This window comes from Streptomyces sp. NPDC104831 (genome assembly GCF_055583025.1).
The window spans coordinates 16,666-41,175 of record NZ_JBVJOT010000063.1; the positions used below are offsets into that span (position 1 = coordinate 16,666).

General features: G+C 73.0%; 20 protein-coding genes. 10 read left to right on the forward strand and 10 right to left on the reverse strand.

What is annotated here, in order from left to right; genetic code table 11:
* Positions 1-408: 408 nt before the first annotated feature.
* Complete coding sequence (locus tag ACZ63H_RS32185; protein WP_469871164.1) at positions 409-912, forward strand: hypothetical protein; 504 nt, start codon at positions 409-411, stop codon at positions 910-912.
* A gap of 70 nt (positions 913-982) precedes the next feature.
* Here ACZ63H_RS32185 and ACZ63H_RS32190 read toward each other — a convergent pair whose 3' ends face one another.
* Positions 983-4,279 carry a S8 family serine peptidase gene (locus ACZ63H_RS32190; protein WP_469871166.1) on the reverse strand — a complete coding sequence of 1,099 codons (3,297 nt, stop codon included), beginning with the start codon at positions 4,277-4,279 and terminating at the stop codon, positions 983-985.
* A 231-nt stretch (positions 4,280-4,510) separates the two neighbouring features.
* Here ACZ63H_RS32190 and ACZ63H_RS32195 point away from each other — a divergent pair, with 231 nt between their 5' ends.
* Complete coding sequence (locus ACZ63H_RS32195) at positions 4,511-4,990, forward strand: NUDIX hydrolase (RefSeq protein WP_469871168.1); 480 nt, start codon at positions 4,511-4,513, stop codon at positions 4,988-4,990.
* A 200-nt stretch (positions 4,991-5,190) separates the two neighbouring features.
* Entirely contained in the window at positions 5,191-6,930 is a 1,740-nt protein-coding gene (locus tag ACZ63H_RS32200) for a TIGR03767 family metallophosphoesterase (RefSeq protein WP_469871170.1), read from the forward strand.
* A 9-nt stretch (positions 6,931-6,939) separates the two neighbouring features.
* Here the strand turns inward: ACZ63H_RS32200 and ACZ63H_RS32205 are convergent, their stop codons facing one another.
* The 3 genes from ACZ63H_RS32205 to pepN form a co-directional block, all read right to left on the reverse strand.
* Positions 6,940-7,752: an SGNH/GDSL hydrolase family protein gene (locus ACZ63H_RS32205; protein ID WP_469871172.1), complete on the reverse strand. Its 813-nt coding sequence runs from the start codon at positions 7,750-7,752 to the stop codon at positions 6,940-6,942.
* Positions 7,753-7,851: 99 nt separating this feature from the next.
* Complete coding sequence (locus ACZ63H_RS32210; protein ID WP_469871174.1) at positions 7,852-8,889, reverse strand: hypothetical protein; 1,038 nt, start codon at positions 8,887-8,889, stop codon at positions 7,852-7,854.
* A gap of 207 nt (positions 8,890-9,096) precedes the next feature.
* On the reverse strand, positions 9,097-11,676 hold the full coding sequence (gene pepN / locus ACZ63H_RS32215) for an aminopeptidase N (protein ID WP_469871176.1): 2,580 nt from the start codon (positions 11,674-11,676) through the stop codon (positions 9,097-9,099).
* 141 nt (positions 11,677-11,817) lie between these two features.
* Here pepN and ACZ63H_RS32220 point away from each other — a divergent pair, with 141 nt between their 5' ends.
* Positions 11,818-12,480 carry a mycothiol-dependent nitroreductase Rv2466c family protein gene (locus ACZ63H_RS32220; RefSeq protein ID WP_469871178.1) on the forward strand — a complete coding sequence of 221 codons (663 nt, stop codon included), beginning with the start codon at positions 11,818-11,820 and terminating at the stop codon, positions 12,478-12,480.
* A gap of 123 nt (positions 12,481-12,603) precedes the next feature.
* Here ACZ63H_RS32220 and ACZ63H_RS32225 read toward each other — a convergent pair whose 3' ends face one another.
* Together ACZ63H_RS32225 and ACZ63H_RS32230 are read right to left on the reverse strand one after the other, a co-directional pair.
* Complete coding sequence (locus ACZ63H_RS32225) at positions 12,604-13,251, reverse strand: superoxide dismutase (protein ID WP_469871180.1); 648 nt, start codon at positions 13,249-13,251, stop codon at positions 12,604-12,606.
* A gap of 126 nt (positions 13,252-13,377) precedes the next feature.
* Positions 13,378-14,760 (reverse strand): amino acid permease, encoded by a 1,383-nt coding sequence (locus ACZ63H_RS32230; protein WP_469871182.1) that lies wholly within the window; start codon positions 14,758-14,760, stop codon positions 13,378-13,380.
* A 402-nt stretch (positions 14,761-15,162) separates the two neighbouring features.
* On the opposite strand from ACZ63H_RS32230, the gene ACZ63H_RS32235 reads away from it, so the two are divergent.
* Positions 15,163-15,744 (forward strand): biotin transporter BioY, encoded by a 582-nt coding sequence (locus ACZ63H_RS32235; RefSeq protein WP_467933750.1) that lies wholly within the window; start codon positions 15,163-15,165, stop codon positions 15,742-15,744.
* Between the two features lie 81 nt (positions 15,745-15,825).
* On the opposite strand, the gene ACZ63H_RS32240 is transcribed toward ACZ63H_RS32235, so the two are convergent.
* Complete coding sequence (locus tag ACZ63H_RS32240; RefSeq protein ID WP_469871184.1) at positions 15,826-17,244, reverse strand: amino acid permease; 1,419 nt, start codon at positions 17,242-17,244, stop codon at positions 15,826-15,828.
* Positions 17,245-17,459: 215 nt separating this feature from the next.
* Between ACZ63H_RS32240 and ACZ63H_RS32245 the strand changes: the two genes are divergently transcribed.
* A complete protein-coding gene (locus ACZ63H_RS32245) occupies positions 17,460-17,945 on the forward strand; it encodes a ribose-5-phosphate isomerase (RefSeq protein ID WP_469871186.1) in 486 nt (161 codons plus the stop codon).
* A gap of 405 nt (positions 17,946-18,350) precedes the next feature.
* Entirely contained in the window at positions 18,351-19,160 is an 810-nt protein-coding gene (locus tag ACZ63H_RS32250; RefSeq protein ID WP_469871188.1) for an Fpg/Nei family DNA glycosylase, read from the forward strand.
* Between the two features lie 31 nt (positions 19,161-19,191).
* On the opposite strand, the gene ACZ63H_RS32255 is transcribed toward ACZ63H_RS32250, so the two are convergent.
* The gene (locus tag ACZ63H_RS32255) at positions 19,192-20,436 is read right to left on the reverse strand and encodes a GNAT family N-acetyltransferase (RefSeq protein WP_469871190.1); all 1,245 of its coding nucleotides are present in this window, start codon (positions 20,434-20,436) and stop codon (positions 19,192-19,194) included.
* Between the two features lie 161 nt (positions 20,437-20,597).
* Here ACZ63H_RS32255 and ACZ63H_RS32260 point away from each other — a divergent pair, with 161 nt between their 5' ends.
* Together ACZ63H_RS32260 and ACZ63H_RS32265 are read left to right on the forward strand one after the other, a co-directional pair.
* Positions 20,598-21,767 (forward strand): SpoIIE family protein phosphatase, encoded by a 1,170-nt coding sequence (locus tag ACZ63H_RS32260; RefSeq protein WP_467933744.1) that lies wholly within the window; start codon positions 20,598-20,600, stop codon positions 21,765-21,767.
* A gap of 105 nt (positions 21,768-21,872) precedes the next feature.
* Entirely contained in the window at positions 21,873-22,319 is a 447-nt protein-coding gene (locus ACZ63H_RS32265; RefSeq protein ID WP_469871192.1) for an HD domain-containing protein, read from the forward strand.
* Between the two features lie 16 nt (positions 22,320-22,335).
* Here the strand turns inward: ACZ63H_RS32265 and ACZ63H_RS32270 are convergent, their stop codons facing one another.
* Positions 22,336-23,526, reverse strand: a complete 1,191-nt coding sequence (locus ACZ63H_RS32270) for an acyltransferase family protein (RefSeq protein WP_469871194.1) — start codon at positions 23,524-23,526, stop codon at positions 22,336-22,338.
* A gap of 436 nt (positions 23,527-23,962) precedes the next feature.
* Between ACZ63H_RS32270 and ACZ63H_RS32275 the strand changes: the two genes are divergently transcribed.
* The gene (locus ACZ63H_RS32275; RefSeq protein ID WP_469871196.1) at positions 23,963-24,157 is read left to right on the forward strand and encodes a hypothetical protein; all 195 of its coding nucleotides are present in this window, start codon (positions 23,963-23,965) and stop codon (positions 24,155-24,157) included.
* Positions 24,158-24,233: 76 nt separating this feature from the next.
* On the opposite strand, the gene ACZ63H_RS32280 is transcribed toward ACZ63H_RS32275, so the two are convergent.
* Positions 24,234-24,389: a DUF7660 family protein gene (locus ACZ63H_RS32280; RefSeq protein ID WP_469871198.1), complete on the reverse strand. Its 156-nt coding sequence runs from the start codon at positions 24,387-24,389 to the stop codon at positions 24,234-24,236.
* Between the last annotated feature and the right edge of the window lie 121 nt (positions 24,390-24,510).

Here is a 24,510-nt window from a genome sequence, read left to right on the forward strand (position 1 = left end):
GGTGTTCCGGGGGCCGGTGACACGGCCGGGACGCCCGGCGGGGCCGTGTCCGGCGGGGACCGGGCGGCCCGGCGTGCGGCGGTCCCGGGCACGCCGGCGGGGAACGCGGTGACGGGTGTTCCGGGGGCCGGTGACACGGCCGGGACGCCCGGCGGGGCCGTGTCCGGCGGGGACCGGGCGGCCCGGCGTGCGGCGGTCCCGGGCACGCCGGCCGGGAACGCGGTGACGGGTGTTCCGGGGGCCGGTGACACGGCCGGGACGCCCGGCGGGGCCGCGGCCGTCCATTCCCCCATATCCGCCTCCGCGGCGCCGTCCACCCCCCGCCCGCGCCCCCGCACCCGCCCCTCCCGGCCGCCTCGGCCGGGGCGTGCGCGCGGGGGGCGGCGGGCGCTGCGGGTCGGGGCCGGGGTGCTCGGCGGGGCCGGGGCCTTCGGCCTCCTGCTGGGGTTCGGCTGGCTCGTGGGCCAGGGCGGCGGCATGGACGGCGGCGGCGCGTCGTCGGCCAAGAGCGACACCGCCGCGGGGAGCCGGGAAGCCGCGGGTGACGGGCGGCGGCCGGCGGATCCCCGGCGCGAACTGGCCTGCGCGCGGCTGGTCGTGGAGGGCACCGTGGCGAGGGTGGAGCGGCGGCCGGAGTCCCCCTGGAGCCGGGTCACGCTGACCGTGACCCGTTCCTACAAGCCCGCGCGGGGACCGGCCGACGTCACCGTCCTGCTCGACGCGGGCACGCGGCCGGTGCCCCGGGAGGGCCTGCACGTGCTGGTCGGGGCGGCCCGGGGGGAGGAGTACGCGACCCTGTGGGCCGTCGGCGACGCCCGCGTGGCCGCCGAACGCGCCAGGATCACCGAGGCCCTGCCCGGCTCCCGCGCCCTGCCCTGCCCTGCCGACGGCACCCCGGGGGAGGACCGCTAGGGCCTCCGCACGGGAAAAGGGGCGGGCGTCCGCACGGACGCCCGCCCCCTCCTTCCCGGTCGTCACCCCGTTACGGCGTGACCTTCCCGATCTTCACGCTGGCACTGCCCGCCGCCGTGCCGCGGGCGTTCACCAGCTGGACCCGGCCGAAGAACTCACGGCCCGCCGGGGCCTCGGCCGCGGCCGTGACCTGCCCGGTGACCGTCGCCGAGGCGCCCGTGGCGAGGTGGACCGGCGCCGAGTCGCCGACCGTGACGGAACCGAGCGCGGCGGAGAAGAACACGTCCCGGTAGTCGTAGTCGGTGGAGCCGGACGGCACCGCGTAGCCCACGACCTTCACGGTGTAGGTGCCGGCGGCCGGGTTCGGCAGGGAGACCGCCTCCTCCGAGTCGCCGTCGGCGGACTTGCCGACCTCCTTGCCCGACGCGTCGTACACCGTGAGGTCCAGGTCGGCCGCCGCGTCCGAGACCCGCCCGATGGCGACGTCGAGCGAGGTCGCGCCGGCCGGCACGGTCACCGTGGTGGACCGCGTCTCACCCTGCTTGATCGCCGGCCGGTCCGACTCGGCGGAGCCGAGCGGGCCGCCGACCAGCCTGCCGTCCAGCGGCGCGTAGGCGTTGGTCACCTTCCAGGACGCGCCGACCGGGCTGCCCACCCTGGCCTCGGGCACGGTCACGGTCTCCGGGTCGAAGGCCGCGCCGAGGACGGAGACGTCCAGCCGGTAGGGGTTGTCGAGCAGCGGGGAGGTGCGCCGGGACTCGACCTCGACCTCCCAGACGCCGGGCTGCGGGTCGGCGTACGCGCGCACGTCGGGCTTGCAGCCGTTGCCGTTCAGGTAGTTGTTGTAGCAGTACGGCGTGCCGGTGCTGTCGGACGGGACGCCGTAGGGGTGGATGGCGACGAACCGGGTCTGGCTGCCGTCCTTCAGCCCGCCGAGCGCGACCTCCAGCGACGTCGCGCCCTCGGGCACGGTCAGGAAGTACGACCGGGTGCTGTTGCGCTGCACCGAACCGGCGGCGGAGTAGGTGTACGCCACCGGCTCCGCGACCACGACGGTGGTGAGGACCTGCTTGTCGATGCCCTCGGTCCGCGGGTCGTCGACCTCCAGGATCGCGCTCTTGACACCGGCCGACTCCGGGGCGGCCTGCACCTTGACGGTCACCGGCCGGTTCAGCGGGAGCCGCACCACGTCGTCGCCGAGGACGCGGAAGGTGTGCCCGGGGTCGTTCTCGAAGTGCAGCTCGTGCCGGACCGCCTTGTCCGGGCCGGACGTACGGGTGAGCGTCACGTCGTACGTCTTCTTCTGGCCCGCCTTCAGGCCGCCCTCGCGGTCGTACAGGCCGGTGCCGCGGCCGGGGGTCTTCAGGGCGTCGTCGATCGCGGTGTCGACCGGCGCCTCGACGGTGTAGTCGTGGGCGGTGGCGCCGTCCTCGATGGCGTCCCACGCGTCCACGATGTTGATCAGGCCCGCGCCCTCCTCGTACGCCTGGACGCCCTTGATGTGGTCCGCGGTCGAGGTCAGGGCGGTGCGCAGCCGGGCGGGGGTGAGGTCGACGCCCGCGCGCTTCGCGGCCGACAGCAGCAGCGCGGAGGCACCGGTGGCCTGCGGGGCGGCCATCGAGGTGCCCTGGAGCATGGAGTAGCCGGCCGGGAGGGGGTAGCCCGCCTCGGCGACCGGACCGCCCGGCAGCCAGGTCTGGGTGGTGTTGATCGCGGCGCCGGGCGCGCTCAGGGTCGGGGTGAAGCCGCCGTCCTCACGCGGGCCGCGCGAGGAGAACGGCATCATGGCGTACTTCTTCTCCACGGCCGAGCCGTAGTTGGCGGCCCAGGTTTCCTTGGAGATCGTCGCGCCGACCGAGATCACCTTGTCGGCCAGGCCCGGGTCGCCGATGGTGTTGGCGCCCGGCCCGGAGTTGCCGGCGGAGATCACCAGCTGGACGCCGTAGGTGTCGATGAGCCGGGTGTACAGCTCGGCGCGCGCGTTGTTGCCGTCGTTGAGCGCGGGCAGACCGCCGATCGACATGTTGACGATGTCGACGCCGCGCCGGGTCACCAGGTCGATCATGCCCTCGGTGAGGGCGACGTTGGTGCAGCCGCCGGTCCAGGTGCAGGCCCGCGAGGAGACGATCTTCGCGCCGGGGGCGGCGCCGTTCATCTTCCCGCCGAACAGGCCGTGGGCGGCGGTGATGCCGGCGACGTGGGTGCCGTGCTCGGACTCGATGACGCCGATGTTGACGTAGTCGGCCTTGGCGCCGGAGGCGTTGTAGACGACGTCCTTGCGGGTCTCGACCACGAACGGGACGCGCTCGACGACGTCCGTCGCCGGGTCGTCGGTGCCGAAGTACCCGACCTGGAAGGCGTCCTTGTACGGCTTCATCGGCGCGTCGTCGGTGAAGTCCAGGTTGTCGTTCGTGTCGACGCGGACCGTGCCGGCGGCCGGGTCGTACAGCACGCCCCAGGCGTCGGTGGTGTCGCCGTCCCGGTTGAGGTCGCCCTTCTCGTCGCCGCCGGCGGTGGCGGACTCGTACAGGTAGTTGAACTTGTACGAGCCCTCGGGGGCCGTGAACCTCTCGGCGCCCTGCGCGGTGGTGACGGAGAAGGACGGGCCGGTGACAGCGGTCGTCATCCGCCGCCAGGTGCCGTCGCCGTCGGTGACCGGGTCGGTCGCGGTCACCCAGTCGACGATCTTCCGTTCGCCGGTGGTGGTCGTCCGCAGGGCCGGGTGGCCGAGGTCCACGCCGGAGTCGAGGATGCCGATGGTGACCCCGCGCCCGTCGGCCTTCGGGTGGTCCCGGACGAAGTCGACGGCACCGGTCTCGAAGGAGGGGTTGTACGGGTTCTCCGCCGGGGTGGTGCGGCCCGGCGCCGGGTAGGACGCCTTGCCCGTCGCGGACGTGGCACCGGCGGGCGCCGGGTCGTCCAGCGGGATCTCCTGCTTGAGGTCGATGGCCCGCACGGAGGGGAGCTTCACGGCGGCGGAGATGGCCGAGTCCGCGCGGCCCGTCGGGACGGTGGCGCGGACGTAGCCGAGCTGGTCGTCCCGGCGGCCCACCAGGCCGCCGTCGACCGCGTCCAGTTCCCCGGCGACCTGCTCCGTCTGCCCGGGCGAGGTCGCGATCATCAGGGTGACGGTCTTGTCGCCGTCGGCCTTGGCGTCGGCGAGCAGGGCGGCGTCGTCCGGACCGAGCTTGTCGTCGGCGGACTTGACGCCCTGGCCCGCGGCCGGGGCGGGGGCCTGCCCGGCGGCGAGGGCCAGCGGCACCGGCCCGGCCGCGGAGAGGGCGGCCACCACGCCCACGGCCACGGCTATGCGGGCCAGGCGTCTGGGGCCGGATATGGGATCACGCTCGGGGGCGGTGCGGGTCATCGGCATCCCTCGGGTCAAGGAACGGGCGGGCGGGAGCGCTCAGCCTGACCGACGGGAGGGGATTTCGGGGACCGTTGACACAATCGCAATGAACGCATGGGGAAAACCCGCGATGGGAAAGGGGCGTGTTCCACCGGTACGGAACGGAATGCGGCCTTTTGTACGGGCCGGCCCCGCCCGGTGCCGGGACGTTCGTCCGCCACCGCGCGCCTTACGGGCTAACGTCCCCGTATGCGACGGAACTTGAGGGTGGCGGCCTACGCCGTGTGCGTCCGCGGTGAACGTCTCCTGCTCGCCCGGTCACCCGCGCCCGACGGCACCCCCGAGTGGGTGCTGCCCGGCGGCGGCATGGAGCACGGCGAGGACCCGTACGACACCGTCCGCCGCGAGGTCGCCGAGGAGACCGGCTACCGGATCGAGGTGCGGGCCCTGCTCGGCGTGCACTCCCGGCGGGCGGTCGGGGACCCGCGCTTCGGCCGCCGCCGGGACCACCACGCCCTGCGGCTCCTCTACGAGGGCGAGGTCACCGGCGGTGAACTCCGCCCCGAGGTCGGCGGGTCCACCGACTTCGCCGCCTGGCACGACCTGGCCGCCGTGCCCGCCCTCGTCCGGGTGCCGCTGGTCGACATCGGGCTGCGGCTCTGGCGCGAACGCCCGCCGCACGGACGGCCGGCGGACCGGCCCCTACCCCGGCAGGTGAACGGCGAGTGACCGCCCCCGGGCCGGCCGCGTGCGACTCCGTGACCGCGCCCGGTACCCCGTGATCCACGTTCGGTGATCGGTGTCACGCGTTGCCGCCGCGTTCACGCGCGGGTCATCCCCACTGCCAACGATCCACGGTGAGCGGGGCGTTCGCGTCCGCGGCGGCCCGCGACCACCGCCGACGCGTTCGCACCCGGGGAGACCGCGCCATGCCGCCCACACGCTCCGCAGCCGCCTCCGCCGCGGGGGTCAACCGCCGTACCGTCCTCGCCGCCGCCGGCGCCGTCTCGCTCACCGCGGGCGCCGGCTACGTCCTGCGCCCCACGGACAGCCGGGCCGCCACCCCGCCGGCGCCGCCCGCGTCCGCGCCCGCCGCGGCGCCGCCCGCCCCCTACACCAAGGGCACCACCGTCGCCTCCGTCGCCGCCCCGCGCGCCGGCTCCGGCTACCGCAGGCTCGGCGACGGGCCCGGCTGGAAGCGCGTCGTGCGCGCCGAGCTGGCCGCGCCCCAGCCGGGCCGGGAGCGGCGCCGTACCGCCCTGGCGGCGTTCGTGCAGTTCACCGACCTGCACCTGATGGACGTCCAGCACCCCTTGCGGCTGGAGTTCCTGCGCGCGCACGACGTGCACGCCTGGCGCCCGCACGAGGCGCTGACCGTGCCCGGCGCGATCTCCCTCGTGGAGCGGGTCAACGCGCTGCGCGGCGCCCCCGTCACCGGCGCCCCGCTGCGGTTCGTGATGACCACCGGCGACAACACCGACAACAACGCCCACTCCGAACTGGAGTGGTTCATGAAGGTGATGAGCGGCGGCCGGATCACCCCCAACACCGGCGACCCCCGGCACTACGAGGGCGTGCAGAACAGCGGGCTCAAGCAGTACTGGCAGCCCGGCTCCGCCCTCCGCGACCACGACAAGGCGCTCGGCTTCCCCCGGCTGGAGGACTTCCTGGCCGCCGCGATCCGCGACGTGCGCAGCCCCGGCCTGAACCTGCCCTGGTACTCCACCGTCGGCAACCACGACGCCCTCCCGCTCGGCTGCTACGGCTCCCACGGCGACCCCTACCTCGCCGAGGCGGCCATCGGCGGCAGGAAGCTGATGAACGTCTCCGCCGCCGACGCCAAGAAGCTCCAGGACACCATCAAGAGGGTTCAGGACCCCCGGGGCAGCGGCTACCGCGACTTCCTCAAGGCGCACGCCCGCTCGGCGCGCCGGGTCACCCCGGACGAGCGGCGCGCCCCGTACACCCAGGCCGACTACCTGAAGGCCCACCTGGACCCGGCGTACCGGGGCCACGGCCCGGCCGGGCACGGCTACTCCTCGGCGAACCTGGACGCGGGCACCCAGTACTACGCCTTCCGGATCTCCGACGACGTCGTCGGCATCAGCCTCGACACCACCGACCCCGGCGGCCACTACGCGGGCTCCCTCGGCACCGCCCAGCTGAAGTGGCTCGACCGGACGCTGAAGGCGCACAAGGACTCCTACGCCGTCGTCTTCAGCCACCACACCAGCGGGTCCATGACCAACACCCGGCCCGACCCGGCCCGCCCCGGCGAGAAGCGGCACGACGGCGCCGCCGTGCTCTCGGTGCTGTCCGCCCACGCCAACGTGCTGGCCTGGGTGAACGGGCACATCCACAAGAACGTCATCACCCCGCACAAGGCGTCCGGCGGGCGCTCCTTCTGGGAGGTCTCCACCGCCTCGCACGTCGACCACCCCCAGCTCGCCCGGATCGTGGAGCTCGTCGACAACAAGGACGGCACGCTCTCGCTGTTCACCACGCTGATCGAGTCGGCGGCCCCGCACCGCACCGACTACGCCGACCTCTCCCAGACCGGCCTCGCCGCCCTCTACCGCGAGCTGGCCTACAACGCCCCCGGCGCCGACCGGACCCTCGCGGGCGGCACCGGGGACCGCAACACCGAACTGGTGCTGAAGAAGGGCTGACCGGGTCCCTCAGCCGGAGATCCGGGTGAGCACCGGCAGATAGCCGAGCGACTGCCCCGGCGCCGTCGGGTGGTAGGACTCGGTGACCGCCAGGATGTCGACGCTGTGCAGCCAGGGCCGGGCGGAGCAGATCTCGTGGCCGGCGAAGGCGGCGGTGACATCGGCGAAGGTGAACCCGTGGGCGGCGGCGCGTCCCGCGATCACCGCGTTGAGGTGGTCCACCGCGTCGTTCAGGGCGGCGCGCTCGCCGTCCTGGAGGCCGAGCGCGCACCGGCCCCGCAGGTGGTACAGGTGCGGATAGCCCAGCACCACGACCCGGGCGGCGGGCGCCCTGCCCCGGATGGCCGAGTAGAGGCGGTCCAGACGGCCGGTCAGCGATCCGTCCATGGTGTCGCGGGCCCGGGTCACGGCGGAGCGGCAGCGGTCGGTCCCGCCGATCGCGCACAGCGCCATGACGGCGGCGAAGCCCGAGTCGCTGCCGCCGACGGTCAGCGTGACCAGGCTCGTGCGCGCGCCGAGATGGCCGAGCTGGTCGGTCAGCACGTCCTCCGTGCCGGCGCCGTTGCACGCGGCGAAGCTGAACGCCGCCGGCGCGTGGGCCTCCGCCCACAGCACCGGGAAGGCCCGGCTGCTGCGCTTGCACTCCTTGCCGGAGGCCAGGTAGTCGCCGGCGCCGACACCGGAGGAGTAGGAGTCGCCGAGGGCCACATAGCCGCCGGCCGGGGCGCGGGGCGGCGCCTGTGCGGTCGCGGGGCCGGCGAACGCGCAGGCCGCCGCGAGGAGCAGGGAGCAGGCGCCCGCCGCTATTCGGGTCTGTCTCATGACTCTCCTGTACCGGGGCCCGCGCCGCCCCGCCCGCCCCGCTCGTCCGCCCGGGTGAGTCCTCACCCGGGCGGACGCGCAGAACTGGCTGGCCGGGCGCTACCGGGGCAGCACCACCACGTACGCGGCCGGATCCCGGTCGGCCGAGGCCAGCAGTGCCGTCCGCACCACCGTCGCCTGCTGCTCCGGGCAGTCCCGCAGCTTGCGCGGCGTGATGTGCACGACCGTGATGCCGAGGCGCTCCAGGTGCTCGCGCCTGCGGGCGCAGCGCGACCACACCTCCTCGTCGTCCTGCCGGGCCGCCCGGATGTCCAGCTCGACCGCCACCGCCTGGTCCGGCCAGTAGGCGTCCAGGCCGCCCAGGTCGGGACCGCCGGGCAGGCGCAGGCCGACGTTCCACAGCGGGTCGGGCAGGCCGTGCTCGCGGACCATCCGGTACAGGCGGCCCTCGGCGACCGAGCGGCCCTCCGCGAGCACCGCGTCCACCGCGTCCGCCACGTGCGGACGGTGCAGCAGCCGCGCCCGGGTCAGCTCCCGGACCACGGCGGCCGGCTCGCAGTGGCCGCCGCGCACCGCCTCGATCAGCAGCCGCCGTACCGTCTCCGCCTCCGTCGGCTCCGCCACCGCGTCCGCCAGCGCCCGCGCCACCGGCGCCACCGGCAGCCCCGCCAGCACCACCGGCTCGGGCGGCTCGGAGGTGCGCACGACGCGGACGTAGCCGGTGGAGCGCGGCCGGCGCGGCCGGGGCACCAGGACGTCCACCCGGTTCAGGGCGTCCGGTGGCGGGGTGGGCGGGAACCCGTGCAGGGCCAGCGCCGCCGCCCCGGTCAGCATCGCGTCCGGGTACTGCGGCCGGTGCGGGCCCCGGGCCGTCGGCTGGGCCGGCACCCCCGGCCGCGCCGGGCGGGCCGCGTACAGCAGGGCCCCGTGCAGCCGCTCCTCGCCGCTGGGCGGGCCGGAGTGCAGCAGGACCACGTGCGGCAGCAGCTCCTGCCAGGGCCCCTCGGGGCCGCACCGCTCGGCCAGCTCTTCGGGGGACACGCCGTGGGCACGCAGCTGGGCCGCCGTCAGGACGCGGCGGTGGACCTCGGCGAGGTGGCGCAGGGGGCGGGGGGAGAGGGGGGTGTTGTGCGTCATGACCTCGGAATTCCCCCGTCCCGTCCGGCCCGTAACCGCTGTTACACGCCCGTCGATGAATCCGGACAAGACGGCACTAAAGGTCAGGTGTTCGGATGCCGAGAGGGCAGCGGAAACCCCTGGTCCGCTCGGGTGCGGACCAGGGGTTACGGCCTCGTCTGCCCGGATTCGGTAACGGTCGCCGACCGGGCGGGCCCGGGCCGGAGGTCAGCGGCCGGCCGCCGCGTCACACGCCTGCGCGCGCAGCGCCCGCGCCAGGTCGTCCCGCGCCTCCAGCACCAGCCGCCGCAGCGCCGGCGCCGCGTCCTCGTGCGCCGCGAGCCACGCGTCCGTCGCCTCCAGCGTCTCCGGCCGGTCCTGCAACGCCGGGAACAGACCCCGCACCACGTCCATCCCGATCTGGATCGACCGCTCCCGCCACACCCGCTCGATCGCCGCGAAGTACAGCTGCGCGTACGGCGCGGTCAGCTCCCGCTGCGACGGCTGGGCGAACCCGGCGATCGTCGCCTCCACCAGCGCGTTCGACAGCGCGTCGGACTCCACCACCTGCGCCCACGCCTGCGCCTTGACCGCCGCCGACGGCCGCGCGGCAAGGCACCGCACCTGGTGCCGCTTGCCGGAGGCCGTGTCGTCCCGGGCCAGCTCCGCCGCCAGCACCGACTCGTCGGCCGCCCCGTGCGCCGCCAGCGGCTCCAGGAACGCCCAGCGCAGCTCCTGGTCCACCTCCAGCCCGTCGATCCCCGTGGTGCCGTCCAGCAGCTCCCGCAGCAGCCCCAGATCCGGCTCCGCCGAGGCCACGGCGGCGAAGAACCGCGCCCACGCCAGCTGGTGCTCGCTGCCCGGCGCCGCCGAGCGCAGCTCCCGCAGCGCCCCCTCGGCCAGCAGCGCCCCGCCGGCCTCCCGCCAGGCCGGCGCCGCGTAGTGGGTCAGCGCCGAGTTCGCCCAGGCGTGCAGCATCTGCAGGACGCCGATGTCCGACTCCCGGCCGGCGAACCGCAGCACCAGGTCGATGAACTCCCGCGCCGGCAGCAGCCCGTCCCGGGTCATGTTCCACAGCGCCGACCAGCACAGGGCGCGCGCCAGCGGATCCGTCAGCCCGCCCAGGTCCGTGCGCAGCGTCTCCAGCGAGGTCGCGTCGAAGCGGATCTTGCAGTAGGTCAGGTCGTCGTCGTTGACCAGCACCAGCTCCGGGGCCGCCTGGCCCGCCAGTTCCGCGACGACCGTCCGCGGCTCGTGCACGTCCGTCTCCGCGCGCGCGTACCGCTCCAGCGTGCCCTCGGGCGTGCGCCGGTACAGCCCCACCACGATCCGGTGCGGACGCAGCTCCGGGTGCGACTCCGGGGCCTCCTGCACCACGGCCAGCTCGGCGATCCGGCCGCCCGTGGTGTCCAGCAGCACCTGCGGGGTCAGCGCGTTCACGCCCGCCGTCTGCAGCCACGACCGCGCCCACGCGCTCATGTCCCGGCCGCTCGTCTCGCCCAGCACCGACAGCAGGTCGCCCAGGCGCGTGTTGCCGTACGCGTGCCGCTTGAAGTAGCGCCGGGCGCCCTCCAGGAACGCGTCCCGGCCGACGTACGCCACCAGCTGCTTGAGCACCGAGGCGCCCTTGGCGTAGGTGATGCCGTCGAAGTTCAGCTTGGCGTCCTGCAGGTCACGGATGTCCGCCGTGATCGGGTGCGTGGAGGGCAGCTGGTCCGCGCGGTACGCCCACGCCTTGCGCCGGTTGGCGAAGGTGACCCAGGCGTCCTTGAAGCGGGTCGCGCCGACGTTGGCGAACGTGCCCATGAAGTCCGCGAAGGACTCCTTCAGCCACAGGTCGTCCCACCACTCCATGGTGACCAGGTCGCCGAACCACATGTGCGCCATCTCGTGCAGGACGACGTTGGCCCGCGCCTCGTACGACGCCTGCGTCACCTTCCCCCGGAAGACGTACTCCTCGCGGAACGTCACCAGGCCCGGGTTCTCCATCGCGCCCAGGTTGTACTCCGGCACGAACGCCTGGTCGTACTTCCCGAACGGGTACGGGTAGTCGAAGTGGTCGTGGAAGAAGTCCAGGCCCTGCTTGGTGACCAGGAAGACGTCGTCCGCGTCGAAGTACGGGGCGAGCGCCTTGCGGCACATGGCGCCGAGCGGGATCTCCAGCTTCGTGCCGTCCTCGAAGGTCCGGCTGTAGGAGTCCGTCACATGGTGGTACGGGCCCGCCACCACACACGTGATGTACGTCGAGATCGGCTTCGTCTCCGCGAACCGCCACACCCCGTCCACGAGTTCACCGGCGCCGTTGCCCCACACCGTCCAGCCCTGCGGCGCCCGCACCTCGAACCGGTACGGCGCCTTCAGGTCCGGCTGCTCGAAGTTCGCGAACACCCGGCGCGCGTCGGCCGGTTCGTACTGCGTGTACAGGTAGACCTCGCCGTCCTCCGGGTCGACGAAGCGGTGCAGGCCCTCGCCGGTGCGCGAGTAGGCGCACTGCGCGTCCACCACCAGCTCGTTCTCCGCGGCCAGGTCCTCCAGCGTGATCCGCGAGCCGTCGAAGACCTCGCCCGGGTCCAGGTCCCGGCCGTTGAGCGAGACCGAGGTGACCCGCGGGGCGATCAGGTCGGCGAAGCTGGAGGCGCCCGGCTCGTTGCAGCGGAACCGCAGGGTGGTCACCGAACGGAACGTGCGCGGCTCGCCGTCCCCGTCGCCGACGGCGGACCGCAGGTCCAGGGACACGTCGTAACCCTCGACGGACAGCAGGGCGGCCCGCTCCCGGGCCTCGTCGCGGGACAGATTCTCACCGGGCACGGACGGCACTCCCTCGTGATCGCGTGATGAGCGGCTGGAACAGGACCGATCCTGCCATGCGGTCCTGACAGCGGACAGCGGGGAATGCCGGTGGCGGCGACCTCGTTGACGCGGGAAACGTACGTTTCGCCAAGGAGCGCCATGTCCGAGACCGTCATCTCGTCCGGCAAGACCCCCGTCGACTTCTGGTTCGACCCGCTCTGCCCGTGGGCCTGGATGACCTCGCGCTGGGTGCTGGAGGTGGAGAAGCTCCGCGACATCGAGGTCCGCTGGCACGTCATGAGCCTCGCGGTCCTCAACGAGGACAAGCTGGACGAGCTGCCCGAGGACTACCGGGAGCTGCTGACCACCCAGGCGTGGCAGGCGGTCCGCGTGGTCACCGCGGCCTGGCAGAAGCACGGCGCGGACGTCGTCGGCCCGCTCTACACCGCGCTCGGCACCCGCATCCACAACAACGGCGAGGGCGCGACCCTGGAGGCCATCGCGGGCGCGCTCGCCGACGTCGGCCTGCCCGCCGGGCTGATCGACTACGCCGGCCAGGAGGACTTCGAGTTCGAGGACGAGCTGCGCGCCTCCCACAAGGAGGGCATCGAGAAGGTCGGCCAGGAGGTCGGCACGCCGGTCATCGCCCTGCCGGGCCCCGACGGCGAGCAGATCGCCTTCTTCGGCCCCGTCGTCACCCCCGCCCCCCGGGGCGAGCAGGCGGCCCGCCTGTGGGACGGCACGGTGGCGGTGGCCTCGGTACCGGGGTTCTACGAGATCAAGCGCACCCGGACCAAGGGCCCGGACTTCGGCAACCTGTGACCCGTCGCCGTCAAGGGAGGACCCCCGTGAGTCACGTCCTCACGGGGGTCCTCTTTCATCCGCCTGCCGCCGTGAAGGGTGAGAAGACGATCACGAGGCAGGACGACTCGGGCGGCCCGGCGCTCAGGGCGCGAGCAGCAGCACGTCGGCGCGGGACTTGGCGGCCTCGTAGCGGCGGGCGACGTCCTGCCAGTTGACCACCTGCCACATGGCCTCGATGAAGTCGACCTTCTGGTTCTTGTACTGGAGGTAGAAGGCGTGCTCCCAGGCGTCGAAGACCAGGATCGGGGTGGAGCCCTGGCCGACGTTGCCCTGGTGGTCGTAGACCTGCTCCACGACCAGGCGCCCGCTCAGCGGCTCGTAGGCGAGCACGCCCCAGCCCGAGCCCTGGGTGGTGGCCGCGGCCTTGGACAGCTGGGTCTTGAAGCCGGCGAAGGAGCCGAAGGACTCCTTGATCGCCTCGGCCAGCTCGCCGACGCCGTCCTGGGCCAGGGGCTCGCCGCCGCCGTCCTTCGGGCCGGTCATGTTCTGCCAGTAGATCGAGTGCAGGATGTGCCCGGAGAGGTGGAAGGCCAGGTTCTTCTCCAGGCCGTTGATCGAGCCCCACGTCTCCTTGTCCCGCGCCTCGGCCAGCTGCTCCAGGGTGTCGTTGGCGCCCTTCACATAGGCCGCGTGGTGCTTGTCGTGGTGCAGCTCGATGATCTCCGGGCTGATGACCGGGGCGAGCGCCGCGTAGTCGTACGGCAGCTCGGGCAGCGTGTAGACGGGCATGGGTGATCCCCTCCGGAACCTTATTGCAAGTCTCTTGCAACTACACGCTAGCAACAAGTGGATCAGAACAACAGGAAGGCCCCCACGTGTTCGTCCGTGGGGGCCTGTCTCTGCGGGAGGGGCGGTTCAGTCCCCGGCGCGCAGCCGCTGCCAGGCGTAGCCGACCGCGGCCAGGAACAGGGCCATGCCGCCCGAGGAGTACAGCTGGGTCCGGGTGTCCGGCTCGCGCCACATCAGCACGAAGATCGCGGCCATGCCGGCCAGCGCCACCCAGGTCAGCCAGGGGAACGCCCACATGCGCACGACCAGCCGCTCGGGGGCCTCGCGCTCGATCCGGCGGCGCAGCAGCAGCTGCGAGACGGCGATGAAGATCCAGACGATCAGGATGACCGCGCCGATCATGTTCAGCAGCCACTTGAAGATGTCGTCCGGCCGCCAGTAGCTGAGCAGCACGCAGACGAAGCCCAGCACGCTGGAGGTGACCACCGCGATCCGGGGCACCCCGCCGGACAGCCGCGCCAGCACCTTCGGGCCCAGACCGCGCTCGACCAGCGAGAAGCCGATGCGCGAGGCGCCGTAGATGTTGGCGTTCATGGCGGAGAGGAGGGCCACCAGGATGACCACGTTCATCAGCTGGCTCGCCCCGGGGATGCCCAGGTGTTCGAGCGTGGCGATGTACGGGCCCTTCGCCGTGACCTCCTCGGAGTCCCACGGCACCAGGGTGACGGCGACCGCCATCGAGCCGATGTAGAACACCGCGATGCGCCACATCGCCGTGCGGACGGCCGACGCCACGCCCCGCACCGGGTCCCGGGACTCGGCCGCCGCGATGGTGACCGTCTCCAGGCCGCCGTAGGCGAACACCGAGGCGAGCAGGCCTATCACCAGGCCGTCGCCGCCGTTCGGCATGAAGTCGCTGAGGTTCGAGGTGCCGGGCGCGTCCGTGCCCGGCAGGACGCCCGCGATGGCCAGCACGCCGAGGATCAGGAACAGGCTGATCGCGCCGACCTTCAGCGCCGCGAACCAGAACTCGAACTCGCCGAAGTTCTTCACGGCGGCCAGGTTCGTCCCGCAGAACACCACCATGAACAGGGCCACCCACATCCACTGCGGGGTGCCCGGCAGCCAGCCCTGCACGATCTTCGCCGCGCCGATGCCCTCCAGGCCCACCGCCGTGCACAGCAGCACCCAGAACGACCAGCCCGCCGCGAAGCCCGCCCACGGGCCGATGGCCCGCTCGGCGTGCGCGGAGAAGGAGCCCGACGACGGGTAGGCGGCCGACATCTCGCCGAGCATCCGCATCACCAGCATCACCAGCACCCCGGAGAGGGCGTAGGCGAGCACGATGGAGGGGCCGGCCGCGGCGATGCCCGCGCCGGAACCGACGAAGAGGCCCGCGCCGATCACCCCGCCCAGGGCGATCATCGAAAGGTGGCGCTGCTTGAGGCCCTGGGAGAGGGAGCCGTCCACCGGTGGTGGCGGCGTCTCGGTGGTGGTGCTGTTCGGCATGGGTGCTAGCTCTCCCCCGTGCAATGGGCGGGCAAAAGTCCCGCCAGTCTCCGCGTCCCGTCCGCTCAGGCGAAGGGCGTGACCACTATCCGGACACCGCCGGTGCGCAGGGTTAATCTACGGTTACGGCGCCGAGCGTGACCAGAGGTCGTACGCGACTCGCAATTCCTTTGGCGGGGTTCCACAGTCGGACCGCTCGTCCGGCGCACACGGACCACGTGAGGGAAACGTCTCCGCCTCAGTGATCAGTCTCACGCCCGACCCGGTGTGACCGGGTGTCTTTGTCCGGAGCCCACCAAGTCGCCGTTCCGGCCTTTGTCGAGCGCTGACGGTGATCGTGACGAGCGCGCCGGTATAGCGTCACGGTGTCCCGACGTGTCCACACCATCCCGTGGAGTCCCCATGAGCACCGCCACCGCCACCGCCCGCCCCGGAGCAGTCCTCGCCGACCTGCTCCCGGCCTCCCGCGTCCGTGACGCCGCCCTCGTGGTGGGCGGCGCCGCGCTCACCGGCCTCGCGGCCCAGCTGTCGGTGCCGGTGCCCGGCTCCCCGGTACCGGTGACCGGCCAGACCTTCGCCGCGCTGCTCGTCGGCACCGCCCTCGGCGCCCGCCGCGGCTTCCTCTCCCTCGCCCTGTACGCGGTCGCCGGCCTGGCGGGCGTGCCGTGGTTCGCGGACGGCAAGGCCGGCACCGGCCTCGTCTCCTTCGGCTACGTCCTCGGCATGCTCCTGGCCTCCGCCGTCGTCGGCGCCCTGGCCCGGCGCGGCGCCGACCGCTCCCCGCTGCGCACGGCCGGCACGATGGTCCTCGGCGAGGCCGTCATCTACGCCGTCGGCGTGCCCTACCTGGCCCTGGCGGCCCACCTGTCCGCGTCCCAGGCGATCGCGGCCGGCCTCACGCCGTTCCTGATCGGTGACGCCCTCAAGGCGGCCCTGGCCATGGGCGCGCTGCCCGCCGCCTGGAAGTTCGCCGGCAAGCGCTAGTCCACCGACGGCAGAGGCTCACCGGGGTCGGGATCACTCCACGACCCCGGTGAGCCTCTTCCTTGTTTATAGGGGACCGGATCAGCCGACGGACACCTTGTCGGCCGGGTTCTCGGCCGCCGGCGCCGGGCGGGCCGCCGCCAGCCGCTGCCTGACCACCGCGATCACCAGCACGACCGCCGCGACCAGCAGCGACAGCAGCACCGTCTCGCGGCCGTCGTGCTCGGTGTCGAAGAGCATGTAGACCAGCACGCCCACGATCAGCGTCGCCGTCGCCCAGGTCAGGTACGGGTACAGCCACATCTTCACGACCAGCTTCTCCGGCGCCTCCCGCTGGAGGATCTTCCGCATCCGCAGCTGCGAGAAGCAGATGACCAGCCACACGAACAGCGCCACCGCGCCGGAGGAGTTGACCAGGAAGAGGAAGATCGTGTCCGGGGACAGGTAGTTGAAGAAGACGGCGACGAAACCGAACACGACCGACGAGAGGATCGCGGCCATCGGCACGCCCCGGCTGTTGACCCGCGCGAACGCCTTCGGCGCGTCACCGCGCTCGCCGAGCGAGAAGGCCATCCGGGACGCCGTGTACAGACCGGAGTTCAGACAGGACAGCACCGAGGTCAGCACGATGACGTTCATGATCTCGCCGGCGTGGGCGATGCCCAGGGAGTTCAGCGCGGCGACGTAGGAGCCGTCCTTGGCGATGGTCGGGTCGTCCCACGGCAGCAGCGACACCACGACCAGGATCGAGCCCAGGTAGAAGACGCCGATCCGCCAGATGATGCTGTTGGTGGACTTGGTGACGGCCTGCTGCGGGTTCTCGGACTCGCCGGCCGCCAGGGTGGCGATCTCGCTGCCCATGAAGGAGAACACGACCAGCAGCACACCGGTGAGGATCGCGCCCGGACCGTGCGGCAGGAAGCCGCCGTGCGAGGTGAGGTTGCCGAAGGACGCCTTGTCGGCGTCGACGCCCGGCAGCACGCCGAACACGGCGAGCAGGCCGATGACGACGAACGCGCCGATCGCCACGACCTTGATGCCGGCGAACCAGAACTCGAACTCGCCGTAGGAGCCGACGGAGACGAGGTTGGTCGCGGTCAGCACGATCATCACGATCAGTGCCCAGCCCCACTGCGGGACGGCCGGGACCCAGCCTTCGAGGATCTTCGCGCCGGCGGTCGCCTCGACCGCGAGGACGACGACCCAGAAGAACCAGTACAGCCAGCCGATGGAGAAACCGGCCCAGCGGCCGAGCGCGCGGTCGGCGTGCGCGGAGAAGGAGCCGGAGGTGGGGTTGGCGGCGGACATCTCGCCGAGCATCCGCATCACGAGGACGACGAGCGTGCCGACGAGGGCGTACGACAGGAGGATGCCGGGTCCCGCGGTGGCGATACCCGTGCTGGAACCGACGAAGAGACCGGCTCCGATGACACCACCGATCGCGATCATCGACAGGTGGCGGTTCTTGAGTCCTGCTTGGAGGCCCGAACCAGAGGTCATGGACGGAATTCCTTTGCGCCAGGTGGAGCTGCCCGTACGAGCGGTGTACGAGTCGGTCCAGTGAATCCGAGGCGAACGAAATCGGGAACCTCCGAATCCGTATCGTTACCTGTGGTTCCCTTGAGGATCTATGGCATGACTCACACGTTTTTGGGCCGCCGGGCCGCCGAGACCCTGGGGCTGCTGCCCAGGTACGGGCGTGTCACACTCGTTGCATGCGCGTGTATCTCGGCTCCGACCATGCGGGCTACGAACTCAAGAATCACCTCGTCGAGTGGCTGAAGGCCGCCGGCCACGAGCCCGTGGACTGCGGGCCGCACATCTACGACGCCCAGGACGACTATCCGCCCTTCTGCCTGCGGGCCGCGGAGCGGACGGCCGCGGACGCCGACGCCCTCGGCATCGTGATCGGCGGTTCCGGCAACGGTGAGCAGATCGCCGCGAACAAGGTGAAGGGCGTGCGGGCGGCGCTGGCCTGGAGCGAGGAGACGGCGGCGCTCGGGCGGCAGCACAACAACGCCAACGTGGTGGCCGTGGGTGCGCGCATGCACAGCACCGAGGAGGCGACCAAGTTCGTCGAGGTCTTCCTCGCCACGCCGTTCTCCGGGGACGAGCGGCACGAGCGGCGGATCGAGATGCTGGCGCGCTACGAGACGACGGGCGAGCTGCCGCCGATCCCCCCGCACCACCCGCAGGGCTGACGCGGCCCGGGGGATCCGGATCCTGACGCCCACCGACCCGGTGGGTCGGCCGGACCCTCGGGGACTCCGCCCCGGACGCCCGGACCCGCTCACCGGCCCACCCGGCTGGATGGGCCGACAGGCCCGCTCTCCGGGGACGGCACCCCCGTCCCTCCGGACTCGGCGGGCCGGGCCCTCGGGCGCTGCGCCCCCGGACTCCCGACTCGGTGGTCCGGAAAGCGAGGCCCGGGGGCTTTCGCCCCGGATCCCGGTTCTGCCGCCCGCCCGGCGCGGCCGGCCGAGAGGCCGGGACGCCCGGACCGCCCGCCACCTCCGCCTCCCGGCTCCGGGAGCGCGGGACGCCCGCCTCCCGGTCCGCCGAGACGGACAGCGGACGGGCGAGACGCAGGAAAGGACACCCCCGCCGTGCCGGAAGGGCACACCATCCACCGGCTGGCCGAGGACTACGCCGGCCGCTTCCTCGGTACGGCCCCCCGCGTCACCAGCCCCCAGGGCAAGTTCTCCGACGCCGCCGCCCTGCTGGACCGTACCGTGCTGACCGCCACCGAGGCCCACGGCAAGCACCTCTTCCTCGGTTTCCGCGACACCGACTGGGTCCACATCCACCTCGGCCTCTTCGGCAAGGTCGGCTTCGGTGACACCCCCGCGCCCCCGCCGACGGACACCGTCCGGCTGCGCCTCGCGAACGACACCTCGTACGTGGACCTCCGCGGCCCCACCACCTGTGCCCTGATCACGCCCGGCGAGAAGCGGGCGATCCACGACCGGCTCGGCCCCGACCCGCTGCGCGCGGACGCCGACCCGGCCGCCGCGTACCGGAGGATCTCCCGCAGCCGCACCACGATCGCCGCGCTGCTCATGGACCAGAAGATCGTCGCGGGCGTCGGCAACGTCTACCGCGCGGAGGTGCTGTTCCGGCACGGCATCGACCCCTACCGCGCCGGCCGCGACATCACCCCGGCCGAGTGGGACGCGATCTGGTCCGACCTGGCCGGGCTGATGCGCGAGGGCGTGCGGAACAACCGGATCGACACCGTCCGTCCCGAGCACACCCCGGAGGCGATGGGCCGCCCGCCCCGCGTGGACGACCACGGCGGCGAGGTGTACGTCTACCGCCGCGCCACCCTGCCCTGCCACGTCTGCGGCGACGGCATCCGCACCGCCGGCCTCGCCGCCCGCAACCTCTTCTGGTGCCCCACCTGCCAGCAGGCCTGAACCGGCCGCCGGAGGACGGCCGGCGGGCCTGCTAGAAACCGTGCGGCAGCCAGGGGGCCACCGGGGAGCCGAACGCCACCGACGCCTCCGCCAGCGCCCCCGGCGTCAGCTCCCGTATCCGCCCGGCCGCCGCCAGCGACAGCAGGGGCACCCCGCCGAGATAGGCCGCGCCCAGCTCCCGCACGGACAGGGCGAGGTCCGCCGTGTCGGCCGTGCGCTCGCAGGACGCCCCCTTGGCGTCCCCCGACAGCCGCCAGCGCCCCGCGTTCCACGGGCAGAAGGCGTCCTCCACCTCGAACACGACGTCCACCGGCGTCTGATAGGTCCGCGCCGCCAGCGCCGCGCCGACGTCCACGAGCCGGACGTAGCCGTCGTCGCGCAGCCGCGGATCGCAGCGGCGGATGTCGGAGACCAGGTGCCGCAGCGCGTCGTCCACCGGCCGCGACGGCACCGCCAGCGTCGTCATCAGGTCGATGCCGAACAGGAAGCGCCACAGCGCCGCCTCGGTCGCCGGGTCCAGCCCGGCCAGGTCGCCGAGCCGCACCCGGCCGGCGGGCGCGCCGCCCTCGTCCCAGTTGCCCTTGGTGTGGTACCGGGCGTACCCGGTGATCTCGCCGTCCCGTTCGGCGACCACGCACTGCAACGGCGGCCCCCCGTCCCGGTGGCGCTCCGAGTCGACCAGGGCGACCCGCTCCCAGTGCGGCTGCCGGGCCAGCATGCCGGGCCGGCGCGGGACCAGCGCCGCGTACACCGCCTCGCAGGCGTCCAGCACCTCGGCCGGCGCCGCGGACCGCACCCGCACCTCGTCGGTGCCGGCGGGCAGCGCCAGGGTCACCCGGCTGGTGTCGATCTCGGCGCTGATCCGGAACGTGGCGGCGCCGTACCCGAAGCGGCCGTAGATCGCCGGCTCGGACGCGGTCAGGACCGCCACCGGCTCGCCCCGCCCGTGGAAGTCGTCCAGCTGCCGGCGCATCATCGAGGTCAGCACCCCGCGCCGCCGGTGGGTGGCCGCGACGCTCACCATCGTCACCCCGGCCGTGGGGACCGGGGCCCCGCCCGGCACGGTCATCCGGAAGCTGAACGCCCCCGCCGTGCCGACGAGCGCGTCCCCGTCCCAGGCGGCGAGGGAGCGGTCGAACTCCGTGGCCGCCCGCTCCGCCTCGCGTTCCTCGCCCGAGACCGGCCCGGCGCCGAAGGCCCGGTACAACGAGTCGTACCACCGGTCCCACTCGTCCTCGCGCAGCACCCTCAGCTCGGTTCCGTGCACAGTCGCCATGCGCCATGCCTATCAGTGCGTCGGGAGGCGAGCCAGTGAATTTCGTCCCGGCGCGGGCGCCGCGCGGCCCGGCGTGCGCGCGGCCAAGCGGAATCCCGCACGGGGGACAAGTGGGACCTCCCGTGCCAAGCGGCCGGTCCGCTGGATAGGGTCCCGAACTGATGGCAGCAGGACGACAGCGGCGCGCGAAGGCCGAGACGTTCACGGCCCGGTGCAGGATGCGATGGCACCGGGCCCGGGTCGGCCTGCGCAAAAGCGCCGTGGACTACTTCCGCGGCGACGGCTCCGACTGGATCGCCTTCGCCGGGCTGCTGCTGACCGTCCCGCTGCTCGCCGCCATGACCCTGTTCGACCCGGTGTGGTGCTCCCCGGCCGGCCTGGTGCTGCCGATCGTGGCCGGCGGTCTGCTGCTGCGCCCGGCGAGCCTGCTCGGGCTGTACGCGGCGGCGGCCACCGCGCTGATCGTGGAGTCGGTACGGCTCGGCCCGTACACCGAGGGGCCCTCCCGGGTCACCCCCGGCGTGGTGCTGGTGGTCGCCGCGTGCGGCTTCTTCGGTCTGCTGACCGCGCAGTTCCGCAGCCGGGTCGGCGTGCCCTGGCGGCGCGGCGGCACCATGCTGTTCGACCTGCGCGAGCGGATCCGGGTGCAGAGCAAGCTGCCGAAGCTGCCCAAGGGCTGGCACCACGAGATGGCGCTCCGCCCGGCGGGCGGCCAGTCCTTCTCCGGTGACTTCGTCGTGGCGGCCCGTACGAACGGCGGGCGGACGCTGGAGGTCGTCCTCACCGACGTCTCCGGCAAGGGCATGGACGCCGGTTCCCGCGCCCTGCTGCTGTCCGGGGCCTTCGGCGGGCTCCTCGGCTCGCTGCCCCCGCACGCCTTCCTGCCGGCGGCCAACGGCTATCTGCTCCGCCAGGACTGGGACGAGGGCTTCGCCACCTCGATCCACCTGGTCCTCGACCTGGACTCGGGGGACTACGAGCTGTACTCCGCGGGCCATCCGCCGGGGCTCCAGCTGAGCGCGGGCAGTGGACGCTGGGAGGAGAAGGCGGCCGAGGGCCCGCTGCTCGGTGTGTACGACGGCGCCCAGTTCGACCCCGTGAAGGGCTCGCTACGGCCCGGGGACGTGTTGATGCTGTTCACGGACGGTCTGGTGGAGACCGCCGAGCGGGACATCGTGGAGGGCATCGACCGGCTCACCGGGGAGGCCGACCGCTATGTCCCGGGCGGCTTCCACGGCGCCGCCTGGCATCTCATCGAGGCGGTCGCCAAGGACGTCAACGACGACCGGGCCCTGCTGCTGATCTGCCGCGAGTCCGCCACGGCCCGCTGAGCCGCCTTCCCTCGCGCCGAGCCGCCGGGGGCGCCCGCCGTCCGGCACCGTCCCGCCCCGGCTCCCGCTCCCGGCGGCGGAGCCACCGCGGGGGACACTGGGGGCATGTCCCCTCTCACCCTCGCCGAGGTCGAGACCCTCGCCCGCGCCGCCCACGACGGGCAGACCGACAAGGCCGGACGGCCGTACGCCGAGCACCTGGCGGCCGTGGCCGAGGGCGTACGCGCCCGGGGAGGCGACCCGGAACAGATCGCGGCGGCCTGGCTGCACGACTCCGTCGAGGACGCCGCGCTGAGCGGACAGTGGCTGGAGGAGGCCGCCCTCACCGCCCGGACCAAGGCCATCGTGCGGGCCCTCACCAAGCGGCCGGGGGAGCCGCCGGAGGCGTACGCCGCCCGGATCCTCGCCACCCCGGGCGCGCTGCTGGTGAAGGAGGCCGACCTCGCGCACAACGCCGACCCGCACCGCCTAGCCGTCCTCGCCGAGCCGGTGCGGACCCGGCTGACCGGGAAGTACGCCCGGATGCGCGCGCTCCTCGGCCTGGCGCCGTGACGGCCGGCGCGCCCGGCTAGACGCCGGCCCTCTCCCGCACCCGCTGCGCGCCGCGGCCGCGGTCGCGGGCCTGCTCGGCGGCGTCCTGCCGGAACGCCCACTCCATCGCCGGCTCCATCGCGAAGCGGAAGACGCGCCGCACCGGCCGGGTGCACAGCGCCGTGACGGCGGTGGCGGCGAGCACGGTCACCAGGATCTCGCCGAGCGGGCGGTGCAGCCAGGGGTGCTCGAACCAGCCGCGGTAGTCGCCGAGCTTCACCAGGAAGCCGTGCAGCAGATAGCCGTAGAGCGTGCCCGCGCCGAGGGTGGTGAACCACATCGTGCGGCGCGGCACCCACGCGAAGAAGCAGGACGTCAGCAGCAGCGAGCAGCCCATCATCGCGAGCGTCATCACCGGGCCGCACCACCAGGGGGCGCCCAGCTCCTGCGCCGAGTCGCGGTGGTAGAACCACCCGGTGTTCATGCGCGGCACCGCCCACCAGCCGACCGCCAGCGCCGCCGCGAACACCGGCACCGAGACGATCCGCACCCAGCGGCGGCGCACCAGGTGGAAGTGTTCGGGCCTCATGCACAGGCCGAGCACGAAGTACGGCAGGAACTGCAGGACGCGCTGGAGATCGAGGTCGTCGCCGATGTCCGGGCTGACGGTCGCCAGCATGGCGATGCCGACGGCCAGCGGCAGCGGATGACGCACCAGTTTCCACAGGGGGGTGGTCAGCCGCCAGACGAACAGCGCGACCAGGAACCAGGTCAGGTACCAGGGATCGAGGAGGCTGATGTCCTCGCGCGAGCCCGTGAGCAGGCTCTTGAAGAGCGGATACGCCGTCTCGAACAGGACGTACGGGACGACGACACCGGTGACCAGCCGCTTCAGCCGGTCCGGACGCATGTCGAAATTACGCGAGAAGAAGCCGGAGATGATGATGAACGCCGGCATGTGGAAGGCGTACACGACGGTGTACGCGCTCTCCAGGATCCGGCTGTCGCCTTTCAGCGGCTCCCATGAGTGACCCATCGCGACGAGCACGATGGCCAGGTATTTGGCGTTGTCGAAGAACGCGTCGCGCTGTCGGCCGGGTCTGCCCGGAGCCGCCCGCCGCTCGCGCGCGCCCGACGGGGGACGCGGAGTGGGCACTCCGTCCGCCGGCGGCTGTGCCGGGGGGAGCGGGCTGCGGTGCTGGCCGGGGGACGAGGCGGCGTCGAACATCTCAGGCACCCTAGCGTCGTCTGCTGGAATCCGTAAAACTCCCGCAGTCATTCCTGGTTATCCGGTCCGAGTACCCGCGTATTCGCCGAACTTGCCACTCCGGTACGCGTGATGACAGGCACAGTGAGAACGTTGGTTCACCCTCGATGTCCCGATTCATCCGGACTAAATGGGCATACATCGCCGCTGTGTCCTCGATTTGAATTACCTGGGCACGAGATGTGTGGGCACGGAAACGAAGTCGGGTAATTCTGTGGGGAGTCGCGCGCGGACGCGTGATCGAATTACTGTGCGGAAGATCGCCCGCGACGGGCGGCGGTGCCCGACGATTCGTCATCGGCCGCATACGTGGGCCGGGTTGGTGGCACGATGCTTCTGGCGGGGGTGCGCGGGCCGTACCTCCGGGCCGGCGGACCGACCAAGGGTGTGATCAGTTGTGGCCATTTCACTGTCTGTGGTGCTGCTGTTGGCGGTCATCCTGGTGATCCTGATCCGCGGGGGGAACCTCAAGCCCGGTCCCGCCATCGCCGCGATCCTCTTCGGCTTCTTCCTGGCCTCCACCGGCATGGCCCCGTCGATCAACCGCTTCCTGGACTCGATAGCGGACTCGATCAACTCGATCAGATTCTGATCCACCGCCCCCGCGCCCACCGGACGGCCGGACGCCACACCCGCCGGCCTCCCGGGCGGGCGAGGGGGTGCCGGGACTACTCGTGGACCCGGGCGGCGGTCAGCGCCCGGGCGAAGAACGTCCAGTCGCCCGCGGACGGCAGCTCGTGCCCGAAGTCCCGGTACCAGCCGCCGGCCGCGCCGACCCAGGCCTCGAAGGCCTCCCGGTCGGCGATGTGCTCGTCGGGTGTCAAGGGACTCGTCAGGCCCGGGAGCCTACGAAAACGGCCGGGGGGGGGGGGGGGGGGGGGGGGGGGGGGGGGGGGGGGGGGGGGGGGGGGGGGGGGGGGGGGGGGGGGAGGAAGGGAGAGAAGA

Coding starts and splice junctions, on each gene's coding strand:
- ACZ63H_RS32255 (WP_469871190.1), bottom strand. CDS start 20,436: ATGGCGACTGTGCACGGAACCGAGCTGAGGGTGCTGCGCGAGGACGAG.
- ACZ63H_RS32265 (WP_469871192.1), top strand. CDS start 21,873: ATGTCCCCTCTCACCCTCGCCGAGGTCGAGACCCTCGCCCGCGCCGCC.
- ACZ63H_RS32245 (WP_469871186.1), top strand. CDS start 17,460: ATGCGCGTGTATCTCGGCTCCGACCATGCGGGCTACGAACTCAAGAAT.
- ACZ63H_RS32195 (WP_469871168.1), top strand. CDS start 4,511: ATGCGACGGAACTTGAGGGTGGCGGCCTACGCCGTGTGCGTCCGCGGT.
- ACZ63H_RS32230 (WP_469871182.1), bottom strand. CDS start 14,760: ATGCCGAACAGCACCACCACCGAGACGCCGCCACCACCGGTGGACGGC.
- ACZ63H_RS32240 (WP_469871184.1), bottom strand. CDS start 17,244: ATGACCTCTGGTTCGGGCCTCCAAGCAGGACTCAAGAACCGCCACCTG.
- ACZ63H_RS32220 (WP_469871178.1), top strand. CDS start 11,818: ATGTCCGAGACCGTCATCTCGTCCGGCAAGACCCCCGTCGACTTCTGG.
- ACZ63H_RS32200 (WP_469871170.1), top strand. CDS start 5,191: ATGCCGCCCACACGCTCCGCAGCCGCCTCCGCCGCGGGGGTCAACCGC.
- ACZ63H_RS32225 (WP_469871180.1), bottom strand. CDS start 13,251: ATGCCCGTCTACACGCTGCCCGAGCTGCCGTACGACTACGCGGCGCTC.
- ACZ63H_RS32190 (WP_469871166.1), bottom strand. CDS start 4,279: ATGACCCGCACCGCCCCCGAGCGTGATCCCATATCCGGCCCCAGACGC.
- ACZ63H_RS32270 (WP_469871194.1), bottom strand. CDS start 23,526: ATGTTCGACGCCGCCTCGTCCCCCGGCCAGCACCGCAGCCCGCTCCCC.
- ACZ63H_RS32235 (WP_467933750.1), top strand. CDS start 15,163: ATGAGCACCGCCACCGCCACCGCCCGCCCCGGAGCAGTCCTCGCCGAC.
- ACZ63H_RS32205 (WP_469871172.1), bottom strand. CDS start 7,752: ATGAGACAGACCCGAATAGCGGCGGGCGCCTGCTCCCTGCTCCTCGCG.
- ACZ63H_RS32210 (WP_469871174.1), bottom strand. CDS start 8,889: ATGACGCACAACACCCCCCTCTCCCCCCGCCCCCTGCGCCACCTCGCC.
- ACZ63H_RS32260 (WP_467933744.1), top strand. CDS start 20,598: ATGGCAGCAGGACGACAGCGGCGCGCGAAGGCCGAGACGTTCACGGCC.